Genomic DNA, 25295 nt, shown 5'->3' on the forward strand with positions numbered 1-25295 from the left:
GCCGATGCACCACGCCAACCACTTCTACGGCCACGCCCACGTCCTGGCCCGCTACTGCGGGCTGGGCGACGGCCACCCGCCCCGGATCAACGGGTACGTCCAGCACGGCTGGAACATCGGCGACGGGCTCGCCCCCGGCCACCCGTACGTGACGGGGACCCCGAGCCTGCTCTGGTCGGAGCAGACCCGGCGGCGGGCCTGGTCGCTGGGGCGGCGCAACGTGGCGGTGATCGGCGCGCCGTTCGCGTACCTGCTGGCGCTGAGCCCGCAGACCCCGCCGGCCCGCGAGCGCACCGGCACCATCTGGTACCCGTTCCACGGCTGGGAGGGGCAGAACGTCCGGGGTGACCACCGGGAGCTGATCGCCCGGATCCGGGACACCGAACCGGGCCCGGTGACGGTCTGCCTGTACTGGCACGAGTACGGCATGCGCCGGGTCCGTCAGCTCTACGAGAAGGCCGGGTTCCGGGTGATCTGCCACGGCTACCGGGGCCACTGGTGGCGCGACACCGACCCGTACTTCCTGGACAAGCAGCTCGCCGAGCTGCGCCGGCACCGACGGGTCGCGTCCAACCGGCTGACCAGCGCGATCTTCTACGGCATCGCGGCGGGCTGCGAACCGGCGGTCTACGGCGACCCGATGATCCTCGCCGACGAGGACCCGACCTTCGGCGGGACCGCCCGGATCCGCCGGCAGTGGCCGCAGTTGCACGGCGAACGGGTCGACGTCGGCGTCGCCGCCGGGATCGCCCGCGCGGAACTGGGCACCGACCATCGTTGCACCCCCGCCGAGCTGCGCGAACTGCTGGGCTGGGCGCATCCGCAGGAGGAGACCGTTGGCCACTGAGACCGTACCCCGTGTCGACCTGCCCGGCGGCGAGATGCCGGCCTGGTCGGACCTGGCCGGGGGGCGGGCCGCCGGCGGTGACCCGCTGGCCGCGCTGGCCGCCCGGGTGGTGCCGGCCGGCGCCCGGGTGCTGTTCGCCGGCCCGCACCACCCGGAGCTGCTGGCCCGGTTGGCGTACGCCGAGGTGACCTGCCTGCTGCGCGGCGTGCCCGACGCCGACCGGCTGGCCGACGCCCCGGCCCGGCTGGTGGTCGGCGGGCCGGACGGCCTCGACGGCTCCTACGACGTGGTGGTGGCCGCCGCCGGGCTGGACGCGCTCGAGTCGGTGGAGGGGACACCGCTGGGCTGGTCGGCGCTGCTGGACCGGCTGGTGGCGGTGCTGCGCCCGGGTGGGCTGCTCCTGCTGCGCGCGGACAACCCGGTCGGCCTGGGCCGGCTGGTCGACACCACCCCGTGGTACGCCGGCCGCGACGACGCGCGGTGGGCCGTAAGCGGGGTCCTCGACGCCACCCGACCGGCCACCCTGGACCAGCTCCGGGCCCGGCTGACCGCCGCCGGGCTGCACCCGTGGGGCAGCTTCGCCGCGTACCCGGACCCGGGGGCGGCGACCGCGCTGCTGGCCACCGGGCCGCTCGCCGACCGGCCCACCTCGGGCCTGTTCGACGCGGTGCTGCACGCCGCCTGCTCCGGCGACCCCGCCGACCGGCCGGTGCTCCAGGACCCGGCCCGGCTGGCGGTCGACGCGCTGCACGCCGGCCTCGCCGCCGCGCTCGCACCCGGCTGGCTGCTGCTCGCCCACCGGCCGCTGGCCAGCACCGCCGGCCCCGCCCCGGCGTGGTCCGGCGACGGCGGCTACGCGGCCCCGGCGGGGGCCGGCGACGGCGACGACGCGGCCCCGGCGGGTGCCCGCGACGACCCGGCCCCGGCGGCCGCCACCGGGCCGCCGGGGCCGGCGGTCGCCAGCGCGCCGGACCGGATCACCCTGCCGGTGGCCCTGGTCCGGGCCGGGTCGCCGGCGGACGGGGTGACCGAGGTGTACGACGGCGCCGACGGCTGGCGGTGGCGGGCGCTCGCCCCGTCGACGACCGCGCCCACCGCACCGGGTGCGGCCGGGGCGGTGGCCCACCGGGAGCCCACCGCGCTCACCGGCCGGGTCGCCGAGGGCCGGCTGCTGCGGACCCTGCTGCTCGACGCCACCCTGCGCCGCGACCTGACCGCGCTGCGCGCCCTGCTCACCGGGTACGCGGACTGGCTGGCCGGGCAGAGTGTCGACGGCCGGTTGGCCGGGGCGGCGGCGGTGGCCGGCGTGGACAACGTAGTGTGCCCGCCCGGGGGCGGGTACGCGGTCCTCGACCCGAGCTGGCACCCGGTGGAGCCGCTGGCGGTCGAGGTGGTGCTGGCCCGGTCCCTGTGGCGGTTCGCGGCCGACCTGCTCACCGGCGGGTACGCCCACCCGTGGACGTCGACGCTGGACGTGGCCGGCCTGACCGTGGTCCTCGGCGGGCTGGCCGGCCGGGACCTCGACCGGGCGACCGTGGCCCGCGCCGTCGAGGTGGAGGCGGCGGTGACCGCCGCGCGGCGCGGGCTGGACGACGCCGGACGCGACGACCTCGCCGCCGGGCTGCGCGCGGTGGAGCCCACCGCGCCCCCGGCGGGCACGCCGAACCAGCAGCAGCTCCACGAGGCGTGGCGGCGCCGGGGCGAGGAGCTGGACCGGCTGACCGCGCTGTTGACCTGGACGCAGGACCTGCTCGACCACCGGGAACGGGCGCTGCGCCGGGCCGAGGCGAAGCTCGACCTGCTCAGCGGCACGCTCGGCTACAAGGTGGGCCGGATGGCGATCACCCCGCTGCGGATGGCCCGGCGCGGTGCCGGCGCCGCGAAACGACAGGTCCGCACGGCGGTACGGCAACACAAGGCCAACAAGGAGAGATCATGAACCGGATCGTCGGGGTCGTGCAGGCCCGGATGGGCTCGACCCGGCTGCCGGGCAAGGTACTCCGGCCGCTGGCCGGGCGCAGTGTCCTCGGCCGGGTGGTCCGCGCCGCCACCGACAGCGGCGTCCTCGCCGACCTGGTGGTCGCCACCAGCACCGACGCCGTCGACGACGAGGTGGTGGCCGAGTGCCGGCGGCTGGCCGTCCCCTGTCACCGGGGGCCGGTGGACGACGTGCTCGGCCGGTTCGTGGGGGCGCTGGAGCGGCACCCCGGGGACGCGGTGATGCGGTTCACCGCCGACTGCCCGCTGCTCGACCCGGAGATCATCACCACCGTCGCCCGGGTCTACCAGGCGGTGCCGGGGCTGGACTACGTCAGCACCTCGATCGCCCGGACCCTGCCCCGGGGGCTGGACGTGGAGATCATCCGGGCGGACGCGCTGCGCACCCTGGACCGGATCGCCACCGACCACCACCGGGTGCACGTCACCTCGTACGCGTACACCCGTCCGGAGCTGTTCCGGGTGCTCGGGCTGACCCTCACCCCGGACCGGTCCGACCTGCGGCTCACCCTCGACACCGAGCAGGACTGGGCGCTGGTGCGGGCGGTCGTCGACCACTTCGGCGACGTGAGCGTCCCGCTGGCCAAGCTCGCCGACTGGCTCGTCGGGCAGCCCGCGCTACGCTCCCTCAACGCCGACGTGCGGCAGAAGCGGTTGGAGGAGTCCTGAGCACGGTACGAGTCGGGGTGCGCTGCGACGCCGGGCCGGTCCGGGGCGTGGGGCACCTGGTCCGCTGCCTCGCCCTGGCCGAGGAGTTCCTGGCCCGGGGGCACCGGGTGGAGTTCTTCGGCACCGTCGAGCAGGTCGGCTGGGCGGCCCGCCAACTCGCCGACCGGGGAATTCCGCTGCACCCGGGGCCGGAGCGCCCCGACGACCTGGTCGCCACGGCCCGCCGGCACCGGCTCGACGTGCTGGTGCTCGACTCGTACGAGCTGGACCCGGCCGGGGCGGGGGCGCTGCGCGCGGCGGGCGTGGTGACCCTCGCAGTCGTCGACGGGGACACCCGGGGGCAGGACGCCGACGTGTACCTGGACCAGAACCTGGGCGCGACGTACGGGCCGCTGCCCGGCCGGCTGCTCGCCGGGACGGCGTACCCGCTGCTGCGGGACCGGGTGCTGGCCGCCCGGCCGGCGGCGCCCCGGCCGGTGACGCCGGTCGCCCGGCCCCGGGTGCTCGCCTTCTTCGGCGGCACCGACGCCTTCGGGGCGGCACCGGTGCTGGCCCGGGTGCTGCTGGACACCGGCGCGCCGATGGCGCTGACCGTGGTGGTCGGCCGGGCCGACGTCGGGACCGAGTTGGCCGCGCTCACCCCGGGGCCGCGCCAGACGCTGCGCCCGGTCGACCCCACCGACGAACTGCCGGCCCTGATCACCGCCGCCGACCTGGTGGTCAGCGCCGCCGGCACCTCCACCTGGGAGCTGTGCTGCCTGGGCGCGCCGGCCGCGCTGGTCTGCGTGGTCGACAACCAGCGCGAGTCGTACCGCCGGGTGGTGGCCGAGGGGATCGTGGCCGGGCTGGGCGAGCTGCCCGCGCTGGCCGCCGCCGGGCCGGTCGGCGAGACCGCCCGCGCCGACGCGACCCGGACGCTACGGGACCTGCTCGACTCCCCCGACCGCCGGGCCGCGCTCGCCGCCCGGGGCTGGTCGACGGTGGACGGCCGGGGCCGCGCCCGGGTCGCCGACGCGGTCCTCGCCCTGGTCGGCACGGGCGTGCCGGGCTGACCACCCTCGCACACCTGTACGAAGAAGCCGGTAGGCTGGCGGCATGTCCGGTGCCGCCTACCAGCCGTCGATGCTCGACCTCGCCGCCGACGGGCCCGGCCTCGGCCCGCTGACCGGGCTGCGCCGGCACCCGCTGAGCCGGGGCGCGTGGGTCGACCACCTGCCCGGCTGGGTGCACGGCTCCGACGCGGTCCTCGACACCCTGCTCGGCCAGGTGCCGTGGCGGGCCGAGCGGCGCACCATGTACGACACCGAGGTCGACGTCCCCCGCCTGCTCTGCTGGTACGCCGGGCACCGGCCGCTGCCCCACCCGACGCTCACCGCCGCCCGGGCGGCGCTCACCGCGCACTACGCGCCGGAGTTGGGCGAGCCGTTCGTGACCGCCGGAATGTGCCTGTACCGCGACGGGCGGGACAGCGTCGCCTGGCACGGGGACACCCACGGCCGCTCCGCGCACACCGACACCATGGTCGCCATCGTCTCGTTCGGCTCGCCCCGCCCGCTGCTGCTGCGCCCGCGCGGCGGCGGAGCCGGCCTGCGCTTTCCGCTCGGCCACGGCGACCTGGTGGTGATGGGGGGCTCCTGCCAACGCACCTGGGAGCACGCGATCCCGAAGACGACCCGCCCGGTCGGGCCCCGGGTGAGCGTCCAGTTCCGGCCGACCGGGGTGGCCTGAGGGAGGGGCCCGCCGGGCCCTGAAACATCGACGACTCGGCGCTCTGCTAGAAACGACGTCCAGGGTCGTTCACGCCCCGTCACCTGCGAGGCGAAGGACGCCCATGACCGACACCCCTACCGAGTCGCGCTCCCGCTGGCGCCCCTGGACCGTGCACGGCGACGGGCGGACCGTCCGTCCCGGCGACGTGGTGCACCCGGGAGAACGGCTCTCCTGGCCCCGTACGGTCGGCATCGGCGTGCAGCACGTGGTGGCCATGTTCGGCGCCACCTTCACGGTGCCGCTGATCACCGGCTTCCCGCCGGCCACCACGCTGTTCTTCTCCGGGCTCGGCACCCTGCTGTTCCTGCTGATCACCGGGAACCGGCTGCCGTCGTACCTCGGCTCGTCGTTCGCCTTCATCGCGCCGGTGCTGGCCGCGAAGGCCGGCGGGGACATCGGCCCGGCGCTCGGCGGCATCGTCGTCGCCGGCGCGGCGCTCGCCCTGGTCGGCGTGGTGGTGCAGGTCGCGGGTACCCGGTGGATCGACGTGCTGATGCCGCCGGTGGTCACCGGGGCGATCGTCATGCTGATCGGGCTGAACCTCGCCCCGGTGGCCTGGGACGGCGACGGCAGCGGCACCGGCGTCAAGGCGCAGCCGCTGATCGCGCTGGTCACCCTGGCCGCGATCCTGCTCGCCACGGTGGTCTTCCGGGGCTTCCTGTCCCGGCTGTCCATCCTGGTCGGGGTGGTGGTCGGCTGGCTCTTCGCCGCCGCCGTGGGCGGCCTCGACCCGGCCGCGCTGACCGACCTGCGGGAGGCCGCCTGGGTAGGGATGCCGCAGTTCCACACCCCCAGTTTCAGCCTGCACGCGGTGGTGCTGGTGATCCCGGTGATCCTGGTGCTGATCGCGGAGAACGCCGGCCACGTCAAGGCGGTCGCCGCGATGACCGGCCGCAGCCTGGACAAGGACATGGGGCGGGCCTTCCTCGGCGACGGCCTGGCCACCGTCCTCGCCGGCTCCGGGGGCGGCTCCGGCACCACCACGTACGCCGAGAACATCGGCGTGATGGCGGCGACCCGGGTCTACTCGACGGCCGCGTACTGGGTGGCCGGGCTGACGGCGGTGCTGCTCGGGCTGAGCCCGAAGTTCGGCGCGCTGATCCTCACCGTGCCGGCCGGCGTGCTCGGCGGCGCGACCACCGCCCTGTACGGCCTGATCGCCATCCTCGGCGCGCGGATCTGGATCGAGAACCGGGTCGACTTCCACGACCCGGTCAACCTGCTGACCGCCGCCGTCGCGGTGATCATCGGCGCGGCGAACTACACCCTCACCGCCGGCGACCTCTCCTTCAACGGCATCGCCCTGGGCACCGCCGCCGCCCTCCTGATCTACCACACCATGCGCACCATCACCCACCTCCGCACCCCCACCCCATAACCTCCCCCTCCCCCCGCGCCTCCCCCGCCCCCTCCCCGCCCCTCCCCCGTCCCGCCCCCGTCGATCATGGACTTGGCGGCAGTCTCGATCTTCCTCACTGCCGCTAACTCCATGATCAACGGGGCGAGGGGGTGGGGGCGGGGGGCGCGGGGGGAGGCGCGGGGTGGGGGTGGGGGTGGGGGGGTTAGTCGCGGTCTAGGTGGTGGCCGAGGACGGTGGGGCCGAGCATGACGGCGAAGCCGGAGCCGTCGCGGCGGGGGTCGGCGGGGGGCAGGTCGACCGGGTCGCCGGTGGCGGTGGCGCCGAGGGGGCGGGCACCGACCCAGGCCGCCGTCAGGTCCACCTCGCCCTTGAGGAAGCGCTGCGCGCGCACCCCGCCGGTCGCCCGGCCCTTCGCCGGGTACGCGGCGAAGGGCGTGACCTTGACGGTGGCGCCGGTGGAGGTGACCACCATCGGCTCCCCGTGCGCCGGGTCGTCGGTGCGGACCGCGCCGAAGAACACCACCCGGGCGCCGGCCGGCAGGCTGACCCCGGCCATCCCGCCGCCCTTGAGCCCCTGCGGCCGGACCACGGTCGCGGCGAACCGCAGCAGGGACGCCTCGGAGGTGATGAAGGTGAGGCTCTCCGCGCCGTCGGTGAGCCAGGTCGCCCCGACCACCTCGTCGCCCTCGCGCAGCCCGATCACCTCGAACTCGTCCGAACGGACCGGCCAGTCGGGGGCGCAGACCTTCACCACGCCCTGACGGGTGCCCAGGGCGAGCCCCGGTGAGCCCTCGGCGGCCGGCCCGACCGGGGCCAGCCCGACGACCGTCTCCCCGGCCTCCAGCGGCACCAGTTCGGCGGCGGCCATCCCGCCGCGCAGCGACACCGTCCCGGACTGCTCGGGCAGCACCGGCAACGGCAGTACGTCGATCTTGAACGCCCGGCCGGCGCTGGTGACCAGCAGCACCCGGCCCCGGGCGGTGGAGTGCACCACCGCGCGGACGGTGTCGTGCTTGACCCGGCCGCTGCTGCGCCGCCCCTCGGCGGCCTCCTCCGACTCCGCGGCGGTCCGGGCGACCAGCCCGGTCGCCGACAGGATCACCTGGCAGGGGTCGTCGGCGACCTCCAGCGGGCCGGCCGGCACCGAGGCGGCCAGCACCTCCTTGAGGTCCCCGTCGACCAGGGTGGTCCGGCGGGGCGTGGCGGACTGCTTCGCCACGGCGGCGAGTTCGTCGGAGACGAGTTTCCTCAGCACCTTCTCGTCGTCGAGGATGGCGGACAGCTCGGCGATCTCCCGGCGCAGCTTCTCCTGCTCGGCCTCCAGCTCCAGCCGGTCGTACCTGGTCAGCCGGCGCAGCGGGGTGTCCAGGATGTAGGTCGCCTGGATCTCGGAGAGCCGGAACCGCCGCATCAGGCCGTCCTTGGCGTCCTGCGCGTCCTCGGCGGCTCGGATCAGCCTGACCACCTTGTCGATGTCGAGCAGGGCGACCAGCAGGCCGTCGACCAGGTGCAGCCGCTCCTCGCGCTTGCGGCGGCGGTGCGTGGTGCGCCGGGTGACCACGTCGTACCGGTGGGCCAGGAAGACCTCCAGCAGCGACTTCAACCCGAGGGTACGGGGCTGGCCGTCGACCAGGACCAGGTTGTTGACGCCGAAGGACTGCTCCAGCGGGGTGAGCCGGTACAGGTCGGCCAGCAGCGCCTGCGGGTTGACCCCGACCTTGCACTCGATGACCAGCCGGGTGCCGTTCTCCCGGTCGGTGAGGTCCTTGACGTCGGCGATGCCCGTGAGCCGCTTGGTCTTGTTCACCTCGTTGGTGATCGCGGTGATCACCTTCTCGGCGCCCACCCCGTACGGCAGCTCGACGACGGTGATCGCCTGCCGGCCCCGGCTGCCCTCCACCGGGCCGATCTCCACCTTGCCGCGCATCCGGACCACGCCGCGCCCGGACTCGTACGCCCGGCGCACCTCGTCGAGGCCGAGCAGCAGGCCGCCGGTGGGCAGGTCGGGGCCGGGGACGAACTCCATCAGCTTGTCCAGGGTGGCGTCCGGGTGCCGGATCAGCCAGCGGGCCGCCGCGACCACCTCGCCGAGGTTGTGCGGGATCATGTTGGTGGCCATCCCGACCGCGATCCCGGACGCCCCGTTGACCAGCAGGTTCGGGAAGGCGGCCGGCAGCACGGTCGGCTGGGTCAGCGAGCCGTCGTAGTTCGGCTCGACGTCGACGGTCTCCTCGCCCAGCTCGCCGACGAGCAGCATCGCCTCCCGCGACATCCGGGACTCGGTGTACCGCGCGGCGGCCGGGCCGTCGTCCGGGCTGCCGAAGTTGCCGTGCCCGTCGATGAGGGGGACGTTCAGCGAGAAGTCCTGGGCGAGCCGGACCATCGCGTCGTAGATGGCCGCGTCGCCGTGCGGGTGGTAGCGCCCCATCACGTCGCCGACCACCCGGGCCGACTTCACGTACGGGCGGTCGGGGCGGAAGCCGGACTCGTGCATCGAGTAGAGGATCCGCCGGTGCACCGGCTTGAGCCCGTCCCGGGCGTCCGGCAGCGCGCGGGAGTGGATCACCGAGAAGGCGTACTCCAGGTAGGAGTCGGAGACCTCGGTGACCAGCGGGTTGTCGAAGACCCGCGCGCCGGCCTGGTCGAAGGCGGCCAGGTCGGCCCGCGCGCGGTTGTCCTTGCGGCGTGCCATCGTTCAGTTCTCTCCTGGGCGGGCGGCGGGGACGGGGCCGGTCATGCGTCGATCGCCTCCCGGTCGACCCGGTCGGCGGAGTCGATCAGCCAGTTGCGGCGCGGCTCGACCTTCTCCCCCATCAGCAGTTCGAGGATCCGCTCGGCGGCCTCGACGTCGTCGAGGGTGATCCGGCGGACCGCCCGGGTGGCCGGGTTCATCGTGGTCTCCCACAACTCGTCGGCGTTCATCTCGCCGAGGCCCTTGAACCGGGGTACCGGGGTGACGATCTGCTTGCCGGCCTTCTCCAGCCGGCGGACCGTGGCCTCCATCTCGGCCTGGGTGTAGGTGTAGACGGTCTGCGCGTTGCGCCCCTTGGTGGTGATCTTGTGCAGCGGGGGCATCGCGGCGTAGAGCCGGCCCGCCTCGATCAACGGGCGCATGTAGCGGGCGAAGAGGGTGATCAGCAGGGTCCGGATGTGCGCGCCGTCGACGTCCGCGTCCGCCATGATCAGGACGCGGCCGTACCGCAGCGCGGAGAGGTCGAAGGTACGCCCGGAGCCGGCCCCCAGCACCTGCACGATCGCGGCGCACTCGGCGTTGTCCAGCACCTGCTGGAGGTTCGCCTTCTGCACGTTGAGGATCTTGCCCCGGATGGGGAGCAGGGCCTGGTACTCGGCGACCCGGGCCATCCGGCTGGAGCCCAGCGCGCTGTCCCCCTCGACGATGAACAGCTCGCTGCGCTCGACCCCGGTGGAGCGGCAGTCGACCAGCTTCGGCGGCATGGACGCGCCCTCCAGGGCGGTCTTGCGCCGGGCGGCGTCCTTCTGCTGCTTCTGGGTGAGCCGGACCCGGGCCGCGTCGACGATCTTCTGGAGCACCGTCCGGGCCTCGGCCTTGGTCCGGCGGTCCTCCAGCCACGCCTTCACGTGCTGCTCCACCAGGGTCTGGATGACCTTGGTGATGCCGGCGGTGGAGAGCTCGTCCTTGGTCTGCGAGGTGAACTGCGGCTCGGGGAGCCGGACGTGCACCACCGCGGTCATGCCCTCCAGGACGTCGTCCAGGGTGGGCGGGTCCTCCTTGGCCTTGAGCAGCCCCCGGGTCGCGCGGACGGCGTCGGCCAGGGTGCGGACCAGGGCCCGCTCGAAGCCCTTGCGGTGGGTGCCGCCGTGAGCGTTGCGGATGGTGTTGGTGAAGCACTCGACGGTGCGGTCGTACCCGGTGCCCCAGCGCAGCGCCACCTCGACCTCGGCCCGGCGCTGCACGTTGGCCTGCATGACGCCGTTGGCGTCGGCGGCGTTCTCCCGGTAGGTGCCCTCCCCGGTGACCAGCAGGGTGCCGGAGACCGGCCGGTCGCCGGCCGGAGCCAGGAACTCCACCATGTCGGTGAGGCCGGCCGGGAAGTGGAAGCTCTCCTCGACCGGCTCCTCACCGGTCTCGTCGCGCAGCGTGTAGCCCACCCCGGGGACGAGGAAGGCGGTGTTGCGCAGCTTCATCCGGACCGCGTCGACGTCCAGCGCCGCGCCGGTCTCGAAGTACCGGGCGTCGTGCCAGTACCGGATCGAGGTGCCGGTCCGGGTGCCGCGCTTCATCGCCCCGACGACCTGGAGGCCGGGGCCGGGGGTGAACGGGGCGTCCGGGCCGTCGCCGTCGAAGACGCCGGGGACGCCGTGCCGGAACGACATCGCGTGGATCTTGCCGCCGCGCCGGACCGTCACGTCGAAGCGCCGGGACAGCGCGTTGACCGCCGACGCGCCCACCCCGTGCAGGCCGCCGGAGGTCTTGTACCCGGAGCCGCCGAACTTGCCACCGGCGTGCAGCCGGGTGAGCACCAGCTCCACGCCGGAGATGCCCGACTTGGCGTGCACGTCGGTGGGGATGCCCCGGCCGTCGTCGTCGACCTGCACCGACCCGTCGGCGTGCAGGGTCACCTCGACCCGGGTGGCGTGCCCGGCGACCCCCTCGTCGGTGGAGTTGTCCAGGATCTCGTTGACGAGGTGGCCCACACCACGGCTGTCGGTCGAGCCGATGTACATACCCGGGCGCTTGCGGACGGCGTCCAGCCCCTCCAGGTGGGTCAGGTCGTCGGCCCCGTACAGGGCCTCAGGCTGTGCGGTCAACTGGTCGTACTCCTGGTCTCGGCGGTGCTGGCGGCCCGCCTCTCCGCAAGATCCTCAGCGGCGCGCCGCAGCGAGCCTAGCCCGACACGCCGACAGGCTGGCGACACCCCGCTCGGCCGACCGGCCGGAACACCGGTCGGGCACGCTCCCACGGGCCCCCCGGCTGGCCTGCAATTACCCCGGAATCCGGTCACCCCGGACGGGTCCGGACGTTGACGCACGTCACACGATCGTGATCTGATCGGCCACCTGGAGAAACTTTCATATTTCCATGGATGGATGGGGTGCCCATGGCCAGAATCCGTCGCGCCGCCCTCGGGGCGGCCCTCAGCGTCGCCGTCGCGGCGCTGTCGACCACCGTCGCGCTGTCGGCCCCGGCGGCTGCCGCCCTGCCCACCGCGGCCGTGGCGCTCGGGGACAGCTTCGTCAGCGGCGAGGGCGCCGGGGCGTACACCCCGGTGACCGACGCCACCGGGACGGTCCAGGGCTTCCCCGGCTGGACCGCGCCGAACAGCAACGCGTACTTCTGCCACCGGTCGGCCAACGCCTCGCTGCACCGGGCCGCCCTGCCCGGCATCCAGGACCGGTTCAACCTGGCCTGCTCCGGCGGGCAGCCGCACGACATCGCCAACGCCAGCTCCACGCGGGCCAAGGGGCGGCAGGTGGCGGCACAGCTCGACCAGTTGCGGGCGGTCGGGCGCACCCACGACATCGACCTGGTCCTGATCGGCCTCGGCTCCAACAACAGCTCGTTCACCTTCGGCAACGTCGCGGAGAAGTGCGCCAACCGGTTCATCGCCGACGCCTGGACCGGCTGGTGGGAGTTCTGGGCGTACCTGGGCGGCCCGGTGGAGCAGAAGCCGTGCGGTGACGCCGACCTGGCCACCGCCGCGCAGGTCGGCGCGGCCACCGCGGAGACCACCGCCGCGGTCCGGCAGATCCTCGCCACGCTCGCCGAGATCGACGCCGACGGGCAGCACCGGGTGGTCCTGCAGGACTACACCAACCCGCTCCCGTTCGACCTGGAGCCGGGCTACCACTCCGAGGACAGCCGGGACGACACCCGGGACAAGTTCCGCGCGCTCGGCGCCGAGCGGTACGCGGCCGGCTGCCCGATCCACCGGGCCAGCCTGCTGCCCGGACACCGCTTCTCCCAGGGGCTGGGCACCCTGGTCGGCTCGGTCCGGAGCACCCTGGCCGCCGAGTTCCCCGGCACCGACCTCGTCTACCTCAACGTGCAGCGGGCCTTCGACGGCGCCCGGCTCTGCGAGTCGGCGGGCAGCCCGACCGGGGCGCTGGCCACCCCGATCCGGCTCCAGGACAGCCCCAACGGCACCGTGGTGACCAGCCTCGCCGGCAAGGACAAGATCGCCATCCAGCGGATCGCGAACACCTGCGTCACGTACTTCCAGACCTGCCAGGAGTCCTGGCACCCGAACGCCGCCGGCCACCAGGTGCTCGGGCAGTGTCTCGGTGGCGCCGCCGCCACCACGGCCCGCACGGTGGCCTGCGTCCGGGCCACGAACGGAACGGTCACCGTCGGCTGACCGCCCGGTCACGGGGAGGCCCGCCCGGGCGGGCCTCCCCCACCGGCTCACTTCGCCAGGCTGGTCACCGCCGGGCCGCCGGCCGGTGGCGGCACGCTGAGGGTCCGTAGCAGGGCACCGGGGGCGCCCTTGATCAGGTCGGCGATCCGGACGTCGTCGAGCACCCCGATGAACGCCTCGTGCGCCCGGCGCAGCTCGACCCGGAGCTGACAGTTCGGCAGCACCGGGCAGGCGGGCCGGTGGCAGTCGACCACCCCGTCGTCGCCCTCGAACGCCCGCACGATCTCGCCGACGGTGAACTCGTCGGCCCCCTCGGCGATGGCCACCCCGCCGGAGCGCCCCCGGATGGTGACCAGCACACCCAACCGGCTCAGCCGCTGCACCACCTTGGCGACGTGACTACGCGGCAGCACCAGCGACATCGCCAACTCGTCGACCGTCGATCGCTCTTGCGACGCCGCAGCGATCATGGCGATACGCAGCGCCATGTCGGTCGCCCGGTTGATTTTCACGATGGCGACTCTAGCCAAGAGGAAAGTGTGTTGGGTCGGGTCCGGGCGCGGTGCCTGGATTGCTCCAGGTCCGTTTCCCGGACCCGCCCGCCGAACCCGGCGTGCGACTTTCACCGCACCGGGCTCTCCACGAGGTCATGCCGTTGGGGGTGGGCTTGTCGTGGGCTGCCAGGGGTTCGGGATCTTGGTGCCGCGATAGCGGTATCGGGTCACGGGGACCTTCGCCATCTTGAACAACTCGACCCCGTCGAAGGCGATGGGCTGCCACCCTTGCGGGGTGCGCAGCCATCGCCGGATGGCTCTCCAGGTCATGCGGTTGCGGCGCATCACCCAGTTGATCACTCGCCACCAGATGAAGTTCTGCAGGTGGGAGAAGGTGTGCTTGGCGACCGCGTGCTTGAAGTAGTTGGCCCATCCACGCTGGATGTAGTTGATCCTCACCAGCGTTTCCCGGTAGCTCAGATGCGACAACCGGCGGGTCAGTGACTTGATCTTCCGTTTCAGCGCCTGGACCGGCTTGTCTGCGATGAACGTGTAGACATGCCACTTGCTCGTTCCTCGTTTCCGCTGCCAGACGATGCGGAATCCGAGGAAGTCGACCCCGTCGGCAAGGTGGGTGATCCTGGTCTTGGACTCGGATAGGCGCAGGCCCATCGTCGCCAGGACGGTGCTCACCTGGTCTCGCAGGTCCTCGACGTGTTCCTGGTTGCCGTGGACCAGGACGAGGAAGTCGTCGGCGTAGCGGACCAACTGCCACGTCGCCAGCCCTTTGGCGCGTCGTTGCCTGCGCTGCTGGCCGGTGCCCGCTGCCGCCCATTGCTCGGCGAAGAACTCGTCGAGAACCGACAACGCGATGTTGGCCAGCAGTGGTGAGAGGATCCCTCCTTGGGGTGTGCCGGACGTGGTCTCGTTCCGCTCGCCGAGCTCAGTCATGATCCCGGCCTTGAGGAACGCCTTCACCAACGTGAGCACCCGCTTGTCCTTCACCCGCGCCCGCACCCGGTCCATCAGAGCCGGGTGGTCGATACGGTCGAAGCACGCCTCGATGTCCGCGTCCAGCACCCACCGGTAACCGGCGGTGGCCAGATGATGGATCTCGGCGATCGCGTCGTGCGCACGCCGGTTCGGCCGGAACCCATACGAACAAGGCTGAAAATCCGCCTCGAAGATGGGCTCCAGGACCAGCTTCAGCGCCGCCTGGACCACGCGGTCCGTGATGGTCGGTATCCCGAGCCGGCGTAGTTTCCCACCGGTCTTGGGGATCATCTTCTCCCGTACTGGTAGCGGCCGGAACGTGCCGGCCTTCAGCAGGGAACGGACATGGTCCAGGAACACCTCGGGCCCTGCCATGCTCACGTGCACGGCGGTGACGCCATCCACGCCAGCAGTGCGGGCTCCGGCATTCCCGGCGACCCGTTGCAACGCCACGACCAGCGTGGCCGGGTCGCTGACGAAGTTGTAGACATCGTCAAACCGGCGACCGTGGTCGGCCACCGCCCAACGGTGCAGTTTGATCTGCATTCCCCGTACCCGTGTCCATGCCTCTTCCGGGGTCGGCCACGCGACGGTGGCATCCACCACCGTGTCTTCGGGCATTGCAGTACCTCCCTTGCGATCTCGCTGCCGCCCTTCCCCATGTGACCGGCTCTCCCGGCCTCGGAGTACTACGACGGCTCCGCCCTCTCCCGACCCGATCGGCCGACGGTGGACCCAGCCCGACGTGTCGTCTCCGGATGAGACGCAGCCGGGCAGGACCGGGAGAGTTCCCGTGTTCACTGACTGATCGCTCGACGAAGGAGGCACCCGGCTATACCCCCGCGGCATCGCCACGGCTACCCCGCAGCACTTCACCGTGGCCTTCCTGACCGCTGAACAAAGACGCCCAGGAAGTTCCGGTCCCGAGAGAAGAGGACCAGGACGCACCGCACCCAGCCCATATCCGCCAGGTTCGAGCTGGTAGGGATCGTTAGGAGGCTTCAGACACCGGTTCCTCGCGTATACCTCTCCGTCTCGCTTGCCGGACCCGCGCCATCTGGCAGTACTGGTCACGTCCCGGCGTTGTCGGGGCCGCTTGCCACCCTCCCCGGCACCTCCCGGATCAGGCTGCCCCCAGCTTCACCGAACTGCTGCGACAGCCCGGCGGCGAAGGTCTCTCACCTCCACTCGATCAATCAGCGCCTCACGGCGCACTTGAACACTGACCCACCGTGGGCCTCGCACCGTCGGTGACCTGGACCGCCAGCGACCAAATGGGGAATCCGGGATTCCTGTCCACAGAGGATCGGGGGCCGTCCGCAATAAAGAAGACTTACCGGATCGCAGTTTGACCCGCCACCGGGCATCCTCCGAAAAGGAGTCTCGAATGGCAGCACTGCCACGCAATGGCACCGTTCCCTGCGGCCGGGGCGACGGCGACCCCCGGCAGCCTCGGCCCGAGTGGGCCGCACCGCCGGACTACCGGCCGGTAACCTGAGCGGGTGAACGAAGAGTACGTCCAGGAGTTCGTCGACGTCGACGGGGCCCGGCTCGGGCTACAGGTCTACCCGGAGCCCACCGGGGTCCCCGACGCGCCGGTCGTGGTGATCTGCCCGGCGATGGGGGTCCGGGCCCGCTACTACCGGCCGTTCGCCGCCGCGCTGCGCGCCGCCGGCCTCGCCGTCGTCGTGGCCGACCTGCGGGGCACCGGCGCCAGCACCCCCACGCCGAGCCGCACCTGCCACTACGGGTACGCCGAACTCGTCGCCGACGTCGGCGCCGTGCTCGCCGCGCTCAAGCCCCGGCTGGACGGACGTACCCGGGTGCTGCTCGGGCACTCCCTCGGCGGCCAGGCCGCCCTGCTGCACCTGGCCCTGCACGACGGCGCGGCGGCCGACGGGCTCGCCCTGGTCGCCTGCGGCGTGCCCTGGTGGCGCCGCTACGCCGGGCTGTTCGGGTTCGGGGTCCTGCCGTACACCCAGGGGATCGCGGCCACCGCCGCGCTGCTGCGGGTCTGGCCCGGGTGGGGCTTCGGCGGCCGGCAGGCGCGGGGGGTGATCCGCGACTGGGCGTACACCGCCCGCACCGGCCGGTTCCCCCGCCTCGACGGGGTGGACACCGAGGCGGCCCTGCGCACGGTCGACCTGCCGGTGTTGGCGGTCGGCGTGGACGACGACCGGCACACGCCGCCCGCCACGCTGGACCACCTCTGCGGCAAGCTCACCGGCGCCGCCGTGACCCGCGAGCGCTACACCGCGGCGCAGGCCGGAGCCCGGATGGACCACTTCACCTGGGTACGCTCCGCCGGTCCGCTGGCCGCCCGGATCGCCGCCTTCGCCACGTCCCTGCCCCGGCGGTAGCCGCCCCGGCGGGCGCCCGCCCCTGCGGCGACCTGGCAGGCCGTGCGGTGAATGGTCCGCCGGACGACGGGTATGCCGCACCGCCCGATACGGCGGAAGGGGATCAGATGTCGGACACGCACACCGCACTGCGCTCGATGCACGATCTGGGTCTGGCGGCCTGGTTCGGCGGCTCCCTGATGGGAGCGCTCGGAGTCAACGGCGCGGCCACCCGGATCAACGACTCGACCCAGCGGCTGCCGGTGGCCTCGGCCGGCTGGGCCCGGTGGACCCCGGTCAACGCGGCGGCGATCGGCGCCCACCTGGCCGGCGCGGCCGGCGAACTGGTCACCGAGAGCCCCCGAGTGCTGGCGCAATCCGGGGTGGGTCGGATGAGCGCGGTGAAGACGGCGCTCACGGTGAGCGCGCTCGCCGTGACCGGGTACAGCCGGATGCTCGGGATGCGCCTGCAACGGGCCGGCGGCCCACCGGTGGAGGGGACCACCGAGCCCAACCACGAGACACCCCAGCAGGTGGCCGCCGCGCAGCGGCAGATGCGGATGCTCCAGTGGGCGATCCCGGCCCTCACCGGGGCGTTGATCGTGGTCACCGCGTACATGGGCGAGCAGCAGAAGCCGGGCCAGGTGCTGCGGGGCATCTTCGGTCGGACCGGCGGGATGATGCCCGGCGGCGGTGGCATGCGGGGTGCCGGGGGCCTGGGGATGCTGGCCGCGCGGGGCACCGCCGGCAAGCGCCGGGCCGCGATGTCCTCGCGCTGACCACGGCCGACCCGACGGGTCCCGATCGGTCCGGCGCCGACGCGCCGGGCCGCTCGGGGCACGGGCCACCCGCCGCCGGGCGGCCACCACCCACCCCGAACCCCGTTGACCAGGTACGCCGGCCGTCGCTCGCCCCGGTGCGCGGCGGCCCGCCGCACACCGGGGCGGGTCGGTCCGCACCCGGCGCAGACGAGTCGAGGAGATGCCCGTGACGAGCAGGGATGGCGCCGGTGAGGGGCGCGGGCCGCAGTCGCCCGGCCCCTACGGGACGACCGACGGCTTCGACGCCGACCCACCGTGGGGCGCCGGGGAGAACAACCCGATGGGCGAGGGCAGCGAGGAGACCGCCGTCCCACCGGGCCGGTGGGGCGAACGGCGGGCGGCGGAGCCGGCCGGGTCGGACCACCCGGCCGGCCGGCACGGCTTCGGCCCGCTGCCGCCGTCCTCGCCGCCGGCGGCCGGACCGGGCGCTCCGCCGGACCCGGCGCCGCGCCGACGCCCCTTTCCCGACGACAGCGCCGAGGGGGACCTGGCGGACAACGCGCTGGAGGAGGCGACCGGGATGCACCCGGAGGGCGTGTCCCGCGACGAGTGACCCCTCCCCCGGCTGTCGCGCCCGGTCGCGCCGGCCGGACCCTGTCGGGCGGGTGCAAGGGCTGGCCCGGCGGCGGCCGGCACCGCTGACCGAGCTGTCCCGCCCGGACCCGCTGGCGGCCCGGAAGTAGCCCGGCCCGGATGGTGGCCGGTGCGGGTGCCGGCCGCAGGGCGGTTCACCGGATCCGGGCGGGGTGGCGGGCCCGGTCCCGGCCGTACGCGTCGGAGTGCCCCCACCGGCCCGGGACGTCGAGCAGCTCGATCCGGCCGAGCCCCGGCGGCAGGGCCGAGTCGACCAGCAGGTTCTCCCCGCAGGGGTCGAGGCCGAGCACCGTGGTCAGCATCATCAACAGGCTGCCCGCCGCCCAGGCCTGCGGGTACCCGCCGCTGGGAAGCTGCACCGGGTACTTGGTGACCGCCCGGTCGTAGCCGGCGATCACCTCGGGCATCCGGCCGTCGAGCCGCAACGCCACGTCGAACAGGCCGGTGGCGAGCCGGCCGGCCGCCTCGTCCAGGCCGTAACGGCGCAGCCCGGCGGCGATGAGCGCGGTGTCCCACGGCCACACCGAGCCGAGGTGGGTGCCGACGGGGTTGTACCGCCGCTGACCGGCGCCCAGCGTCCGTACCCCCCACCCGGACCACAACTGCGGCCCGAGCAGGTGCTCGGCGACCCGCGCGGCGCGCTCGGGCGGCACGATGCCGCTCCACAGCAGGTGTCCCATGTTCGACGCCAGCGCGTCGACGGGGGTGCCGTCGGGCTCCACGGCCAGCGCGTAGTACTCCCGGTCGGCCAGCCAGAAGTCCCGGTTGAACCGCTCCCGCAACGCCGCCGCCCGCGCCTGCAACCGGTCGGCGTACGCCGGGTCGCCCCAGCACTGGCGGGCCAGCCGGGCGCCCCGGCGCAGCGCGTCGTACGCGTAGCCCTGCAACTCGCAGGTGGCGCGGGGGAACCCGGGCTCCCGGCCGTCGGCGTACGTGATCGCGTTCGGGCTGTCCTTCCAGCACTGGTTGACCGTGCCGTTGCGCAGGTTGCGACGCTGGTAGCGCAGGTACCCGTCACCGAGCAGGTCGCCGTACTCGCCGATCCAGTCCAGCGCCATCCGGGCCGGGTGGCGCAGCTCGCGCACCAGGTCGGTGTCGCCGGACCAGCGCTCGTACTCGTCGAGCAGGATCACGAACAGCGGCGTGGTGTCGGCGGCCCCGAAGTACAGCGCGGTGGGCTCCTCGCCGAAGGCGGCCGACTCGCCGTACCGGAACACCGAGACGATCTTGCCGGGCTCCTCGTCGTGGTCGTCGTCGAGCCGCCCGCCCTGCCCGAGCGCGAGCATCCGCAGCGTCGCCGGGGTCAACTCCGGGGTGTACGGCAGGGACTGGAGGCAGGCGACCATCGCGTCCCGCCCGTACAGCCCCATCGACCAGGGCAGCCCCGCCACCGGCACCCGCCCGGCGTACGCCAGCGGGGTGTACCGCAGCGCGGCCAGGTCGACCAGGCAGCGCCGGTACGCCCCGCCGAGGGCGCTGTTCTCGGCCACCAGCGTCGGCGCCCGGTCCAGCCAGTCGGCCAGGTCCTGCTGCATGGCCTGACGTACCCGCTGCTGGTGGGCGGTGATGCCGGCGCGCAGGTCCCCGCCGCCGGCCCCCCGGATCACCGTGTCGACGTGCAGGTCGACGGCCCAGGTCCCGGCCGGCTCCACGGTCACCCGGAAGGTCAGGCCGTGCTCGTCGATCTGCGCCGGGGCGGTGGTCGTGACGATCGTCTCCCGGACGAACCGGTCCCGTTCGTAGCGCAGGCCCAGTTCGCCCTCGCCGGTACGGGCGCTGATCCGGGCGGCCCGCCGGGCCGGCCGGGCGATCTCGGCGGTGTCGGCGAAGTCCGTGTCGACCTCGATCCGGATGGTGTACTCCGCCGGCCGCGACGAGTGGTTGAAGACGGTGATCTGCTCGTGGAGGCTGTCGTCGATCGACCGGTGCCGCAGCACCGAGACGTCGGCGTCGACGTAGTGGCTCGCCGTCCCCGGCACCAGCAGGAACCGGGTCTCGAAGTACGCCACGTCGACCCGGGAGAGCGCGTTGAGCCGGTGCCCGTCGACGGTGAGCACCCAGCGGGCCAGGAACCGCGTGTCGTACGCGAAGAGTCCGGTGGGGGTGCGCGGATCGGGCTCCATGTCGCCCTGGGCGTCGCCGATGGCGAACACGTTGCCGGCCATCACGTGGGTCCGTTCCGCCCTCACCGGCGCAGTCCCTCCCGCGCCGCGTCCCGCGGGTGGCGGGCCCCGGCCGGCCCGGGGAAGAGCCGGCGCAGCAGCATCATCAGTCGCAGGTCGCCCCGGGCGGTGAGCGCGTTGCGCAGGAACGCCGCCGACAGGTGCAGCTCACCGGCGGCGATCTGGTCGAGGACGGCCCGCTCCGCGCCGATGACCAGGTCGGCCTCGGCCACCGAGCGGGTCACCTCGACCCGCTGGTCGGCGATCGTGAGGTACCAGTGCTGGGTGTGCTCGCCGGTGTGCAGGTCCAGCCGGACCGTGCCGCAGGTGGTCTCCGGCAGGTCGGCATGGCGGCCGGGGACGGAATGGCACAACTGTTCCTCGACCGTGGTGGTGGCCATCGTTCCCCTCCCCGTGCGGTGACGACGTCGGAGGCACCGCCGCGGGGCCAGGATGCCCGGCGGCCGGGTGAGCCGCGCTCACCCGCACCGGGTGAAACCCGCCGGCCGGTTTGCCGGCCGGCTGACGGGGGAGCCTCCACCGGACCGACGACGACGGGAGGCGCCCCAGATGCGCGCGCTGCGGTTGCTGGAGTGGAAGTCCGAGCCCCTGCTGACAGAGGTCGACGAGCCGACGCCCGGCCCGGGTCAGGTGGTGGTCCGCATCGGCGGGGCCGGGGCCTGCCACTCCGACCTGCACCTGATGGACGAGTTCGAGGCCGGGGTGGTGCCCTGGAACCCGCCGTTCACCCTCGGCCACGAGAACGCCGGGTGGGTGCACACCCTCGGCGCCGGGGTGACCGGGCTGGAGGTGGGGCAGCCGGTGGCGGTCTACGGCCCGTGGGGGTGCGGGGTCTGCGCCCGCTGCCGGCTCGGCATCGACCCGTACTGCGAGAACCCGGCCGGCGCCCCGGTGCCGGGCGGCGGTGGCGGGCTGGGGCTCGACGGCGGGATGGCCGAGTACGAGCTGGTGCCGGACGCCCGGCACATCGTCCCGTTGCCGGACGGGCTCGACCCGGTGCGGGCCGCCCCGCTGACCGACGCGGGTCTCACCCCGTACCACGCGATCCGGCGGTCCTGGCCGAAACTGCCGCCCGGCAGCTGGGCGGTGGTGATCGGGGTGGGCGGGCTCGGGCACGTCGGCGTGCAGATCCTGAAGGCCACCACGGCGGCCCGGGTGATCGCGGTGGACACCCGGCCGGAGGCGCTGCGGCTGGCCGAGGAGTACGGCGCGGACCTGACCCTGCTCTCCGGCGCGGAGACCGCCGACGAGATCCGGCGGATCACCGGGCGGGGGGCCGACGTGGTGCTCGACTTCGTCGGCGCGGACCCGACGCTGCGGCTCGGCGCGGCCGTCGCCCGCACGGTCGGTGACCTGACCATCGTCGGGATCGCCGGCGGCACCCTGCCGGTGTCGTACTTCTCGGTGCCGTACGAGGTGAGCATCCAGACCACGTACTGGGGCAGCCGCCCGGAGTTGATCGAGGTGCTCGACCTCGGCGCCCGGGGCCTGGTCCAGCCGAAGGTCACCACGTTCTCCCTGGACGAGGCGAACACCGCGTACCAGCGGCTGCGCGAGGGCAGCCTGGAGGGCCGGGCGGTCGTCGTCCCGTGATCCGGTGCGCCCGGCCCCCGGGCGGGGCCGGGCACCGCCCACCCGCGGGCCGGCGGCGGCGCGGCGGTGGGCGCGCGCCCGGTCAGCGGCGGGGCAGCAGGCCGCGCACGTAGCCGGCCTGACCGGCGTGCTGGAGGCCGTCGTCGGCCACGCTGACCAGCCGGACCCCGAGGGTGACCGGCGGGTCCCAGGCCGGGTCGACCACCCGGTCCAGCTCCGCCGGGCGCAGCCCGGCCAGGAACGCCCGGGTCCGGCCCAGCACCGCCTCGTGGTACTCGACCAGGGCCTGCGGGCTCTCCGGGCGGACCCCGGCGACCTGCTCCGGCGTGTGGTCGTAGCCGGTGTCGTCGGGGTCGGCGGGCAGCCCGAAGCGGCCCGCCCAGTCGTCGGTGACCCAGAGCTGCGGCTCGCCGAGCAGGTCGGCCACGTGGTGGTCCTGGATCCGGGTCAGGTGCCAGACCAGCCAGCCCACCGGGTTCGCCCCCACCGCCGGGGCCCACCGCAGCTCGTCGGCGGTGAGCCCGGCGACCGCCGAGCGGACCAGGTCGGGCAGGCGGCCGTAGGTCTCGATGAGCAGGTCGTTGACGTCCACGCCGGTTCACTCCCCTGGGTCCGCGTCTGGGCTCCAAGTACCGCCGGGGCCGACCGGCAAACCTCCGGCACTAGGATCGATCATCGTGGTCGCGGCGCTGGAGCTGTACCTGGACACCGACGCCACCCGACGGATCCGGCGGCTGTGGGACGCGCTGGAGTCCGAGGGGGTGCAGAGCATGCGGTCGCTGCTGGCGCAGCGGCACCGCCCGCACGTCTCCCTCGCGGTCGCGCCCCGACTCGACCCTGCGCAGGTCGCCGCCGCGCTGGACGGGCTGGTGGTGGCCGCCCCGCTGCGGCTGGACTTCCAGTACGCCGGTCAGTTCGTCGGCCGGGTGCTGTGGCTCGGCGCGGCACCGACGACCGCGTTGCTGGCCCACCACGAACGGGTCCACGACCGGCTCGCCACCGCCGGGGTGCCGGTCGTCGAGCACTACCGGCCGGGCCGGTGGGTGCCGCACTGCACGCTCTCCATGCGGGTACCGAACCGGCTGCTCACCCCCGCCGTGCGGCGCTGCCTGGAGGTGCTGCCGCTGACCGCCGCCGTGACCGGCGCGGCGGTCACCGACCACGCCCGGGACATCTGCCACCCCCTGCCGTGACCGGCTGACCGGCGGCCGACGCCGGAACGGTGGCGGTGACCTGCCAGCGACCCGGCGCCACCGGCCCCCACCGCAGGTCGCCCCCGCGCGCGGCCACGTCGGCGGCGAGGCTGCGCAGCCCGTACCCGGGACCGGCCGACGCGGTGCGCGGGGCCGGGCCGGCGACGGCCGGCCGGTCGCTGCGCACCGACAGCCGGATCCGGGGTCCGTCCCGGTCGACGTCGACGGTGACCCGGGTACCCGGACCGTCGTGCCGCAACGCGTTGGTGGCGGCCTCGGCGACCAGCCGGTACGCCACCGCGCGCAGCGGCTCGGGCAGGTCGGCGAGCGCCTGCGGCGGCGTACCGTCGATCCGCAGCCCGGCCTCGCCGAGGTCGCGCAGCCGGGCGGCCAGGTCGGCCGGGGCCCGGGGGCGGGCCGGGTGTTCCAGGGCGGCGACGGCGTGCCGGATCTCGGTCAGCGCGCTCCGGCCGGCGCCCAGGACCCGCTCCACCCGGTCCCGCCCGGCCGGGTCGAGGTCCCCGGTCACCCGCAGCGCCTCGGTCTGCACGACCATCACGGTGAGGCTGTGCGCGAGGGTGTCGTGCAGGTGCCGGGCCAGCCGTTCACGGTCCCGCGCCGCCGCGCGTTCCTCCCGGGCGAGCCGCCGCTCCAGCCGCAGCCGGGTGGCCTCCGCCGCCAGCGCGGCCCGCTGCCGCGCCTGGTTGCCGCGCTCGACGCCGGACAGCCAGGCGACGGCGACGACCACCAGGGCGAGCAGGCCGCCCTGGGTCACCCCGTAGCGGGGGAGGCTGGTGGCGGCGAGCGCGACCGAGACCACGCCGCACAGCCCCCACCGGACCACCGCCCGGGGATGCCCGGCGGCGGTGTGCAGGGCGAGCAGGGCCGGCAGGTAGCCGACGGTACGCGGCATCCCGGCCAGCACGTGCCAGCCGGCCGCCGAGGCCACCACCACGAGGACGGTCACCGGCGCCCGCCGGCGCAGCGCCAGCGGCCCGATCTGCGCGGCGGCGAGCACCACCGTCAGGGCCGGCGACGGCTGTCCCGCCCCCGGGGCGAGCACCCCGCTGACCAGGAACAGCCCCATCAGCAGCGTCTGGAGGGCGAGGTCCACCGCGAGGTGCCCGTGCCGGCGTACCCGCTGGACCACGTCTCGTCCGGTCACCCGGTCACCTCCCGCCCGACCACCCCGCCGGTACCATCTGCCCGGTGGTGCGGCTTGTCATCGTGGACGACCAGGCGCTGGTCCGGGAAGGGCTGTCGCTGATCCTCGACGCCCACCCCGACCTCACGGTGGTCGCCGCGCTGCCCGACGGCCCGGCGCTGCTCGACTTCGTCGCCGAGCGGCCCGAGGCGGTCGACGTGATCCTGCTCGACCTGTACCTGCCCGGCGTCGACGGGGTCCGGGTGCTGGGCCGGTTGCGCCAGCGCTTCCCCGACCTGCCCGCGCGGGTGGTCATGCTGACCACCATCGGCCGGGCCACCGAGATCCGGGCCGCCCTCGCCGCCGGGGCGGACGGCTTCGTCCTGAAGGACGCCACCGGGGAGGAACTGGCCGCCGCGGTGCGCGGGGCCCACGGCGGGGTGACCCCGCTGAGCGCCTCGGCGGTGGCGGCCCTGTGGCCCTCGGTCGACCCCGCCGGGCTCGCGGACCCCGCCGCTCCCCCGGTCGGGCGGGCCGACGCCCGGCCGGTCGCCGGGGACGGGGTCACCGGCCGGTCCGGCCCGGCCGCGCCCGCCGTCGCCGACCCGCTCGTCGCGCGGGTCGCCACGCTCACCCCCCGCGAGCGGGAGATCCTCGACCTGCTCGGGCAGGGGCTGGCCAACCAGCAGATCGCCCGGACCCTGCGGCTGGCCGAACGGACCGTCAAGACGCACGTCAGCAGCGTGCTGGCCAAGTTGCAGGTGACCAGCCGCACCCAGGCGGCCCTGCTGCTGCGCGACCTGCCCACGGGCCGCTGACCACCGCCGCCCCGCCCGGTCCGCCGGCGCGGTGGTCCGGTCCCAAGGACACAGGCGGGCTACGTCCTTCGCCGGTTCCGGCCGTCCCGGCCGCTCCCCGATGCTGGTGGTCCCGCTGACCCGCGCACAGAGGAGTCCTTC

At 74.4% G+C, this 25295-nt stretch carries 21 protein-coding genes; 13 read left to right on the plus strand and 8 right to left on the minus strand.

Features of this window, described 5'->3' with window-relative positions; genetic code table 11:
• The first annotated feature begins 4 nt into the window (after positions 1 to 4).
• The 6 genes from ACQUFX_RS15695 (at position 5) to ACQUFX_RS15720 (ending at position 6662) form a co-directional block, all read left to right on the plus strand.
• The gene (locus tag ACQUFX_RS15695; protein ID WP_428966757.1) at positions 5 to 847 is read left to right on the plus strand and encodes a hypothetical protein; all 843 of its coding nucleotides are present in this window, start codon (positions 5 to 7) and stop codon (positions 845 to 847) included.
• Positions 837 to 2786 carry a class I SAM-dependent methyltransferase gene (locus tag ACQUFX_RS15700; protein WP_428966758.1) on the plus strand — a complete coding sequence of 650 codons (1950 nt, stop codon included), beginning with the start codon at positions 837 to 839 and terminating at the stop codon, positions 2784 to 2786. Before ACQUFX_RS15695 ends, ACQUFX_RS15700 begins: the two co-directional genes overlap by 11 nt.
• Positions 2783 to 3514, plus strand: coding sequence for a cytidylyltransferase domain-containing protein (locus ACQUFX_RS15705; RefSeq protein ID WP_428966759.1), 732 nt, complete (start codon positions 2783 to 2785; stop codon positions 3512 to 3514). The genes ACQUFX_RS15700 and ACQUFX_RS15705 overlap by 4 nt, the downstream gene beginning before the upstream one ends.
• The gene (locus tag ACQUFX_RS15710; protein WP_428966964.1) at positions 3511 to 4566 is read left to right on the plus strand and encodes a PseG/SpsG family protein; all 1056 of its coding nucleotides are present in this window, start codon (positions 3511 to 3513) and stop codon (positions 4564 to 4566) included. Before ACQUFX_RS15705 ends, ACQUFX_RS15710 begins: the two co-directional genes overlap by 4 nt.
• Positions 4567 to 4609: 43 nt before the next feature.
• On the plus strand, positions 4610 to 5242 hold the full coding sequence (locus ACQUFX_RS15715; protein ID WP_428966760.1) for an alpha-ketoglutarate-dependent dioxygenase AlkB: 633 nt from the start codon (positions 4610 to 4612) through the stop codon (positions 5240 to 5242).
• 103 nt (positions 5243 to 5345) lie between these two features.
• Positions 5346 to 6662, plus strand: coding sequence for a uracil-xanthine permease family protein (locus tag ACQUFX_RS15720; RefSeq protein ID WP_428966761.1), 1317 nt, complete (start codon positions 5346 to 5348; stop codon positions 6660 to 6662).
• A 184-nt stretch (positions 6663 to 6846) separates the two neighbouring features.
• Here ACQUFX_RS15720 and ACQUFX_RS15725 read toward each other — a convergent pair whose 3' ends face one another.
• Together ACQUFX_RS15725 and ACQUFX_RS15730 are read right to left on the minus strand one after the other, a co-directional pair.
• Positions 6847 to 9336, minus strand: coding sequence for a DNA gyrase/topoisomerase IV subunit A (locus ACQUFX_RS15725; protein WP_428966762.1), 2490 nt, complete (start codon positions 9334 to 9336; stop codon positions 6847 to 6849).
• Positions 9337 to 9377: 41 nt separating this feature from the next.
• Positions 9378 to 11435: a DNA gyrase/topoisomerase IV subunit B gene (locus ACQUFX_RS15730; protein WP_428966763.1), complete on the minus strand. Its 2058-nt coding sequence runs from the start codon at positions 11433 to 11435 to the stop codon at positions 9378 to 9380.
• A 290-nt stretch (positions 11436 to 11725) separates the two neighbouring features.
• On the opposite strand from ACQUFX_RS15730, the gene ACQUFX_RS15735 reads away from it, so the two are divergent.
• Positions 11726 to 12982, plus strand: coding sequence for an SGNH/GDSL hydrolase family protein (locus ACQUFX_RS15735; RefSeq protein ID WP_428966764.1), 1257 nt, complete (start codon positions 11726 to 11728; stop codon positions 12980 to 12982).
• A gap of 47 nt (positions 12983 to 13029) precedes the next feature.
• Here the strand turns inward: ACQUFX_RS15735 and ACQUFX_RS15740 are convergent, their stop codons facing one another.
• Positions 13030 to 13494, minus strand: coding sequence for an RrF2 family transcriptional regulator (locus ACQUFX_RS15740; protein WP_428966765.1), 465 nt, complete (start codon positions 13492 to 13494; stop codon positions 13030 to 13032).
• Between the two features lie 135 nt (positions 13495 to 13629).
• Positions 13630 to 15090, minus strand: coding sequence for a group II intron reverse transcriptase/maturase (gene ltrA / locus ACQUFX_RS15745; RefSeq protein WP_428961622.1), 1461 nt, complete (start codon positions 15088 to 15090; stop codon positions 13630 to 13632).
• 881 nt (positions 15091 to 15971) lie between these two features.
• Here ltrA and ACQUFX_RS15750 point away from each other — a divergent pair.
• The 3 genes from ACQUFX_RS15750 to ACQUFX_RS15760 all read left to right on the plus strand — a co-directional run bounded on the left by ACQUFX_RS15750 (position 15972) and on the right by ACQUFX_RS15760 (position 18182).
• Entirely contained in the window at positions 15972 to 16829 is an 858-nt protein-coding gene (locus ACQUFX_RS15750) for an alpha/beta hydrolase family protein (protein WP_428966766.1), read from the plus strand.
• Between the two features lie 107 nt (positions 16830 to 16936).
• Positions 16937 to 17587, plus strand: coding sequence for a hypothetical protein (locus ACQUFX_RS15755; protein WP_428966767.1), 651 nt, complete (start codon positions 16937 to 16939; stop codon positions 17585 to 17587).
• Between the two features lie 208 nt (positions 17588 to 17795).
• Complete coding sequence (locus ACQUFX_RS15760; RefSeq protein WP_428966768.1) at positions 17796 to 18182, plus strand: hypothetical protein; 387 nt, start codon at positions 17796 to 17798, stop codon at positions 18180 to 18182.
• A 175-nt stretch (positions 18183 to 18357) separates the two neighbouring features.
• Here ACQUFX_RS15760 and ACQUFX_RS15765 read toward each other — a convergent pair whose 3' ends face one another.
• Positions 18358 to 20412: an amylo-alpha-1,6-glucosidase gene (locus ACQUFX_RS15765; protein ID WP_428966769.1), complete on the minus strand. Its 2055-nt coding sequence runs from the start codon at positions 20410 to 20412 to the stop codon at positions 18358 to 18360.
• Positions 20409 to 20786 carry an SCP2 sterol-binding domain-containing protein gene (locus tag ACQUFX_RS15770; RefSeq protein ID WP_428966770.1) on the minus strand — a complete coding sequence of 126 codons (378 nt, stop codon included), beginning with the start codon at positions 20784 to 20786 and terminating at the stop codon, positions 20409 to 20411. Before ACQUFX_RS15770 ends, ACQUFX_RS15765 begins: the two co-directional genes overlap by 4 nt.
• Positions 20787 to 20955: 169 nt before the next feature.
• Here ACQUFX_RS15770 and ACQUFX_RS15775 point away from each other — a divergent pair, with 169 nt between their 5' ends.
• On the plus strand, positions 20956 to 21999 hold the full coding sequence (locus ACQUFX_RS15775) for an NAD(P)-dependent alcohol dehydrogenase (protein ID WP_428966771.1): 1044 nt from the start codon (positions 20956 to 20958) through the stop codon (positions 21997 to 21999).
• A gap of 82 nt (positions 22000 to 22081) precedes the next feature.
• Here the strand turns inward: ACQUFX_RS15775 and ACQUFX_RS15780 are convergent, their stop codons facing one another.
• Positions 22082 to 22591, minus strand: coding sequence for a mycothiol transferase (locus ACQUFX_RS15780; RefSeq protein ID WP_428966772.1), 510 nt, complete (start codon positions 22589 to 22591; stop codon positions 22082 to 22084).
• Positions 22592 to 22676: 85 nt separating this feature from the next.
• Between ACQUFX_RS15780 and ACQUFX_RS15785 the strand changes: the two genes are divergently transcribed.
• Positions 22677 to 23192: a 2'-5' RNA ligase family protein gene (locus tag ACQUFX_RS15785; protein ID WP_428966773.1), complete on the plus strand. Its 516-nt coding sequence runs from the start codon at positions 22677 to 22679 to the stop codon at positions 23190 to 23192.
• Here ACQUFX_RS15785 and ACQUFX_RS15790 read toward each other — a convergent pair.
• Entirely contained in the window at positions 23152 to 24357 is a 1206-nt protein-coding gene (locus tag ACQUFX_RS15790) for a sensor histidine kinase (protein WP_428966774.1), read from the minus strand. The two genes, ACQUFX_RS15785 and ACQUFX_RS15790, sit on opposite strands and share 41 nt — an antisense overlap.
• Before the next feature lie 44 nt (positions 24358 to 24401).
• Here ACQUFX_RS15790 and ACQUFX_RS15795 point away from each other — a divergent pair, with 44 nt between their 5' ends.
• Positions 24402 to 25154 carry a response regulator gene (locus tag ACQUFX_RS15795; RefSeq protein ID WP_428966775.1) on the plus strand — a complete coding sequence of 251 codons (753 nt, stop codon included), beginning with the start codon at positions 24402 to 24404 and terminating at the stop codon, positions 25152 to 25154.
• Positions 25155 to 25295: the final 141 nt, after the last annotated feature.

Origin of the sequence: Micromonospora fluostatini, assembly GCF_050410825.1 — a bacterium.
Lineage (GTDB): Bacteria > Actinomycetota > Actinomycetes > Mycobacteriales > Micromonosporaceae > Micromonospora > Micromonospora rosaria.

What these genes read in the sequence shown, in the direction of transcription:
- ACQUFX_RS15695 (WP_428966757.1), top strand. Translation starts at nt 5, where the DNA reads ATGCACCACGCCAACCACTTCTACGGCCACGCCCACGTCCTGGCCCGC.
- ltrA (WP_428961622.1), bottom strand. Translation starts at nt 15,090, where the DNA reads ATGCCCGAAGACACGGTGGTGGATGCCACCGTCGCGTGGCCGACCCCG.
- ACQUFX_RS15735 (WP_428966764.1), top strand. Translation starts at nt 11,726, where the DNA reads ATGGCCAGAATCCGTCGCGCCGCCCTCGGGGCGGCCCTCAGCGTCGCC.
- ACQUFX_RS15755 (WP_428966767.1), top strand. Translation starts at nt 16,937, where the DNA reads ATGTCGGACACGCACACCGCACTGCGCTCGATGCACGATCTGGGTCTG.
- ACQUFX_RS15705 (WP_428966759.1), top strand. Translation starts at nt 2,783, where the DNA reads ATGAACCGGATCGTCGGGGTCGTGCAGGCCCGGATGGGCTCGACCCGG.
- ACQUFX_RS15715 (WP_428966760.1), top strand. Translation starts at nt 4,610, where the DNA reads ATGTCCGGTGCCGCCTACCAGCCGTCGATGCTCGACCTCGCCGCCGAC.
- ACQUFX_RS15725 (WP_428966762.1), bottom strand. Translation starts at nt 9,336, where the DNA reads ATGGCACGCCGCAAGGACAACCGCGCGCGGGCCGACCTGGCCGCCTTC.
- ACQUFX_RS15775 (WP_428966771.1), top strand. Translation starts at nt 20,956, where the DNA reads ATGCGCGCGCTGCGGTTGCTGGAGTGGAAGTCCGAGCCCCTGCTGACA.
- ACQUFX_RS15720 (WP_428966761.1), top strand. Translation starts at nt 5,346, where the DNA reads ATGACCGACACCCCTACCGAGTCGCGCTCCCGCTGGCGCCCCTGGACC.
- ACQUFX_RS15770 (WP_428966770.1), bottom strand. Translation starts at nt 20,786, where the DNA reads ATGGCCACCACCACGGTCGAGGAACAGTTGTGCCATTCCGTCCCCGGC.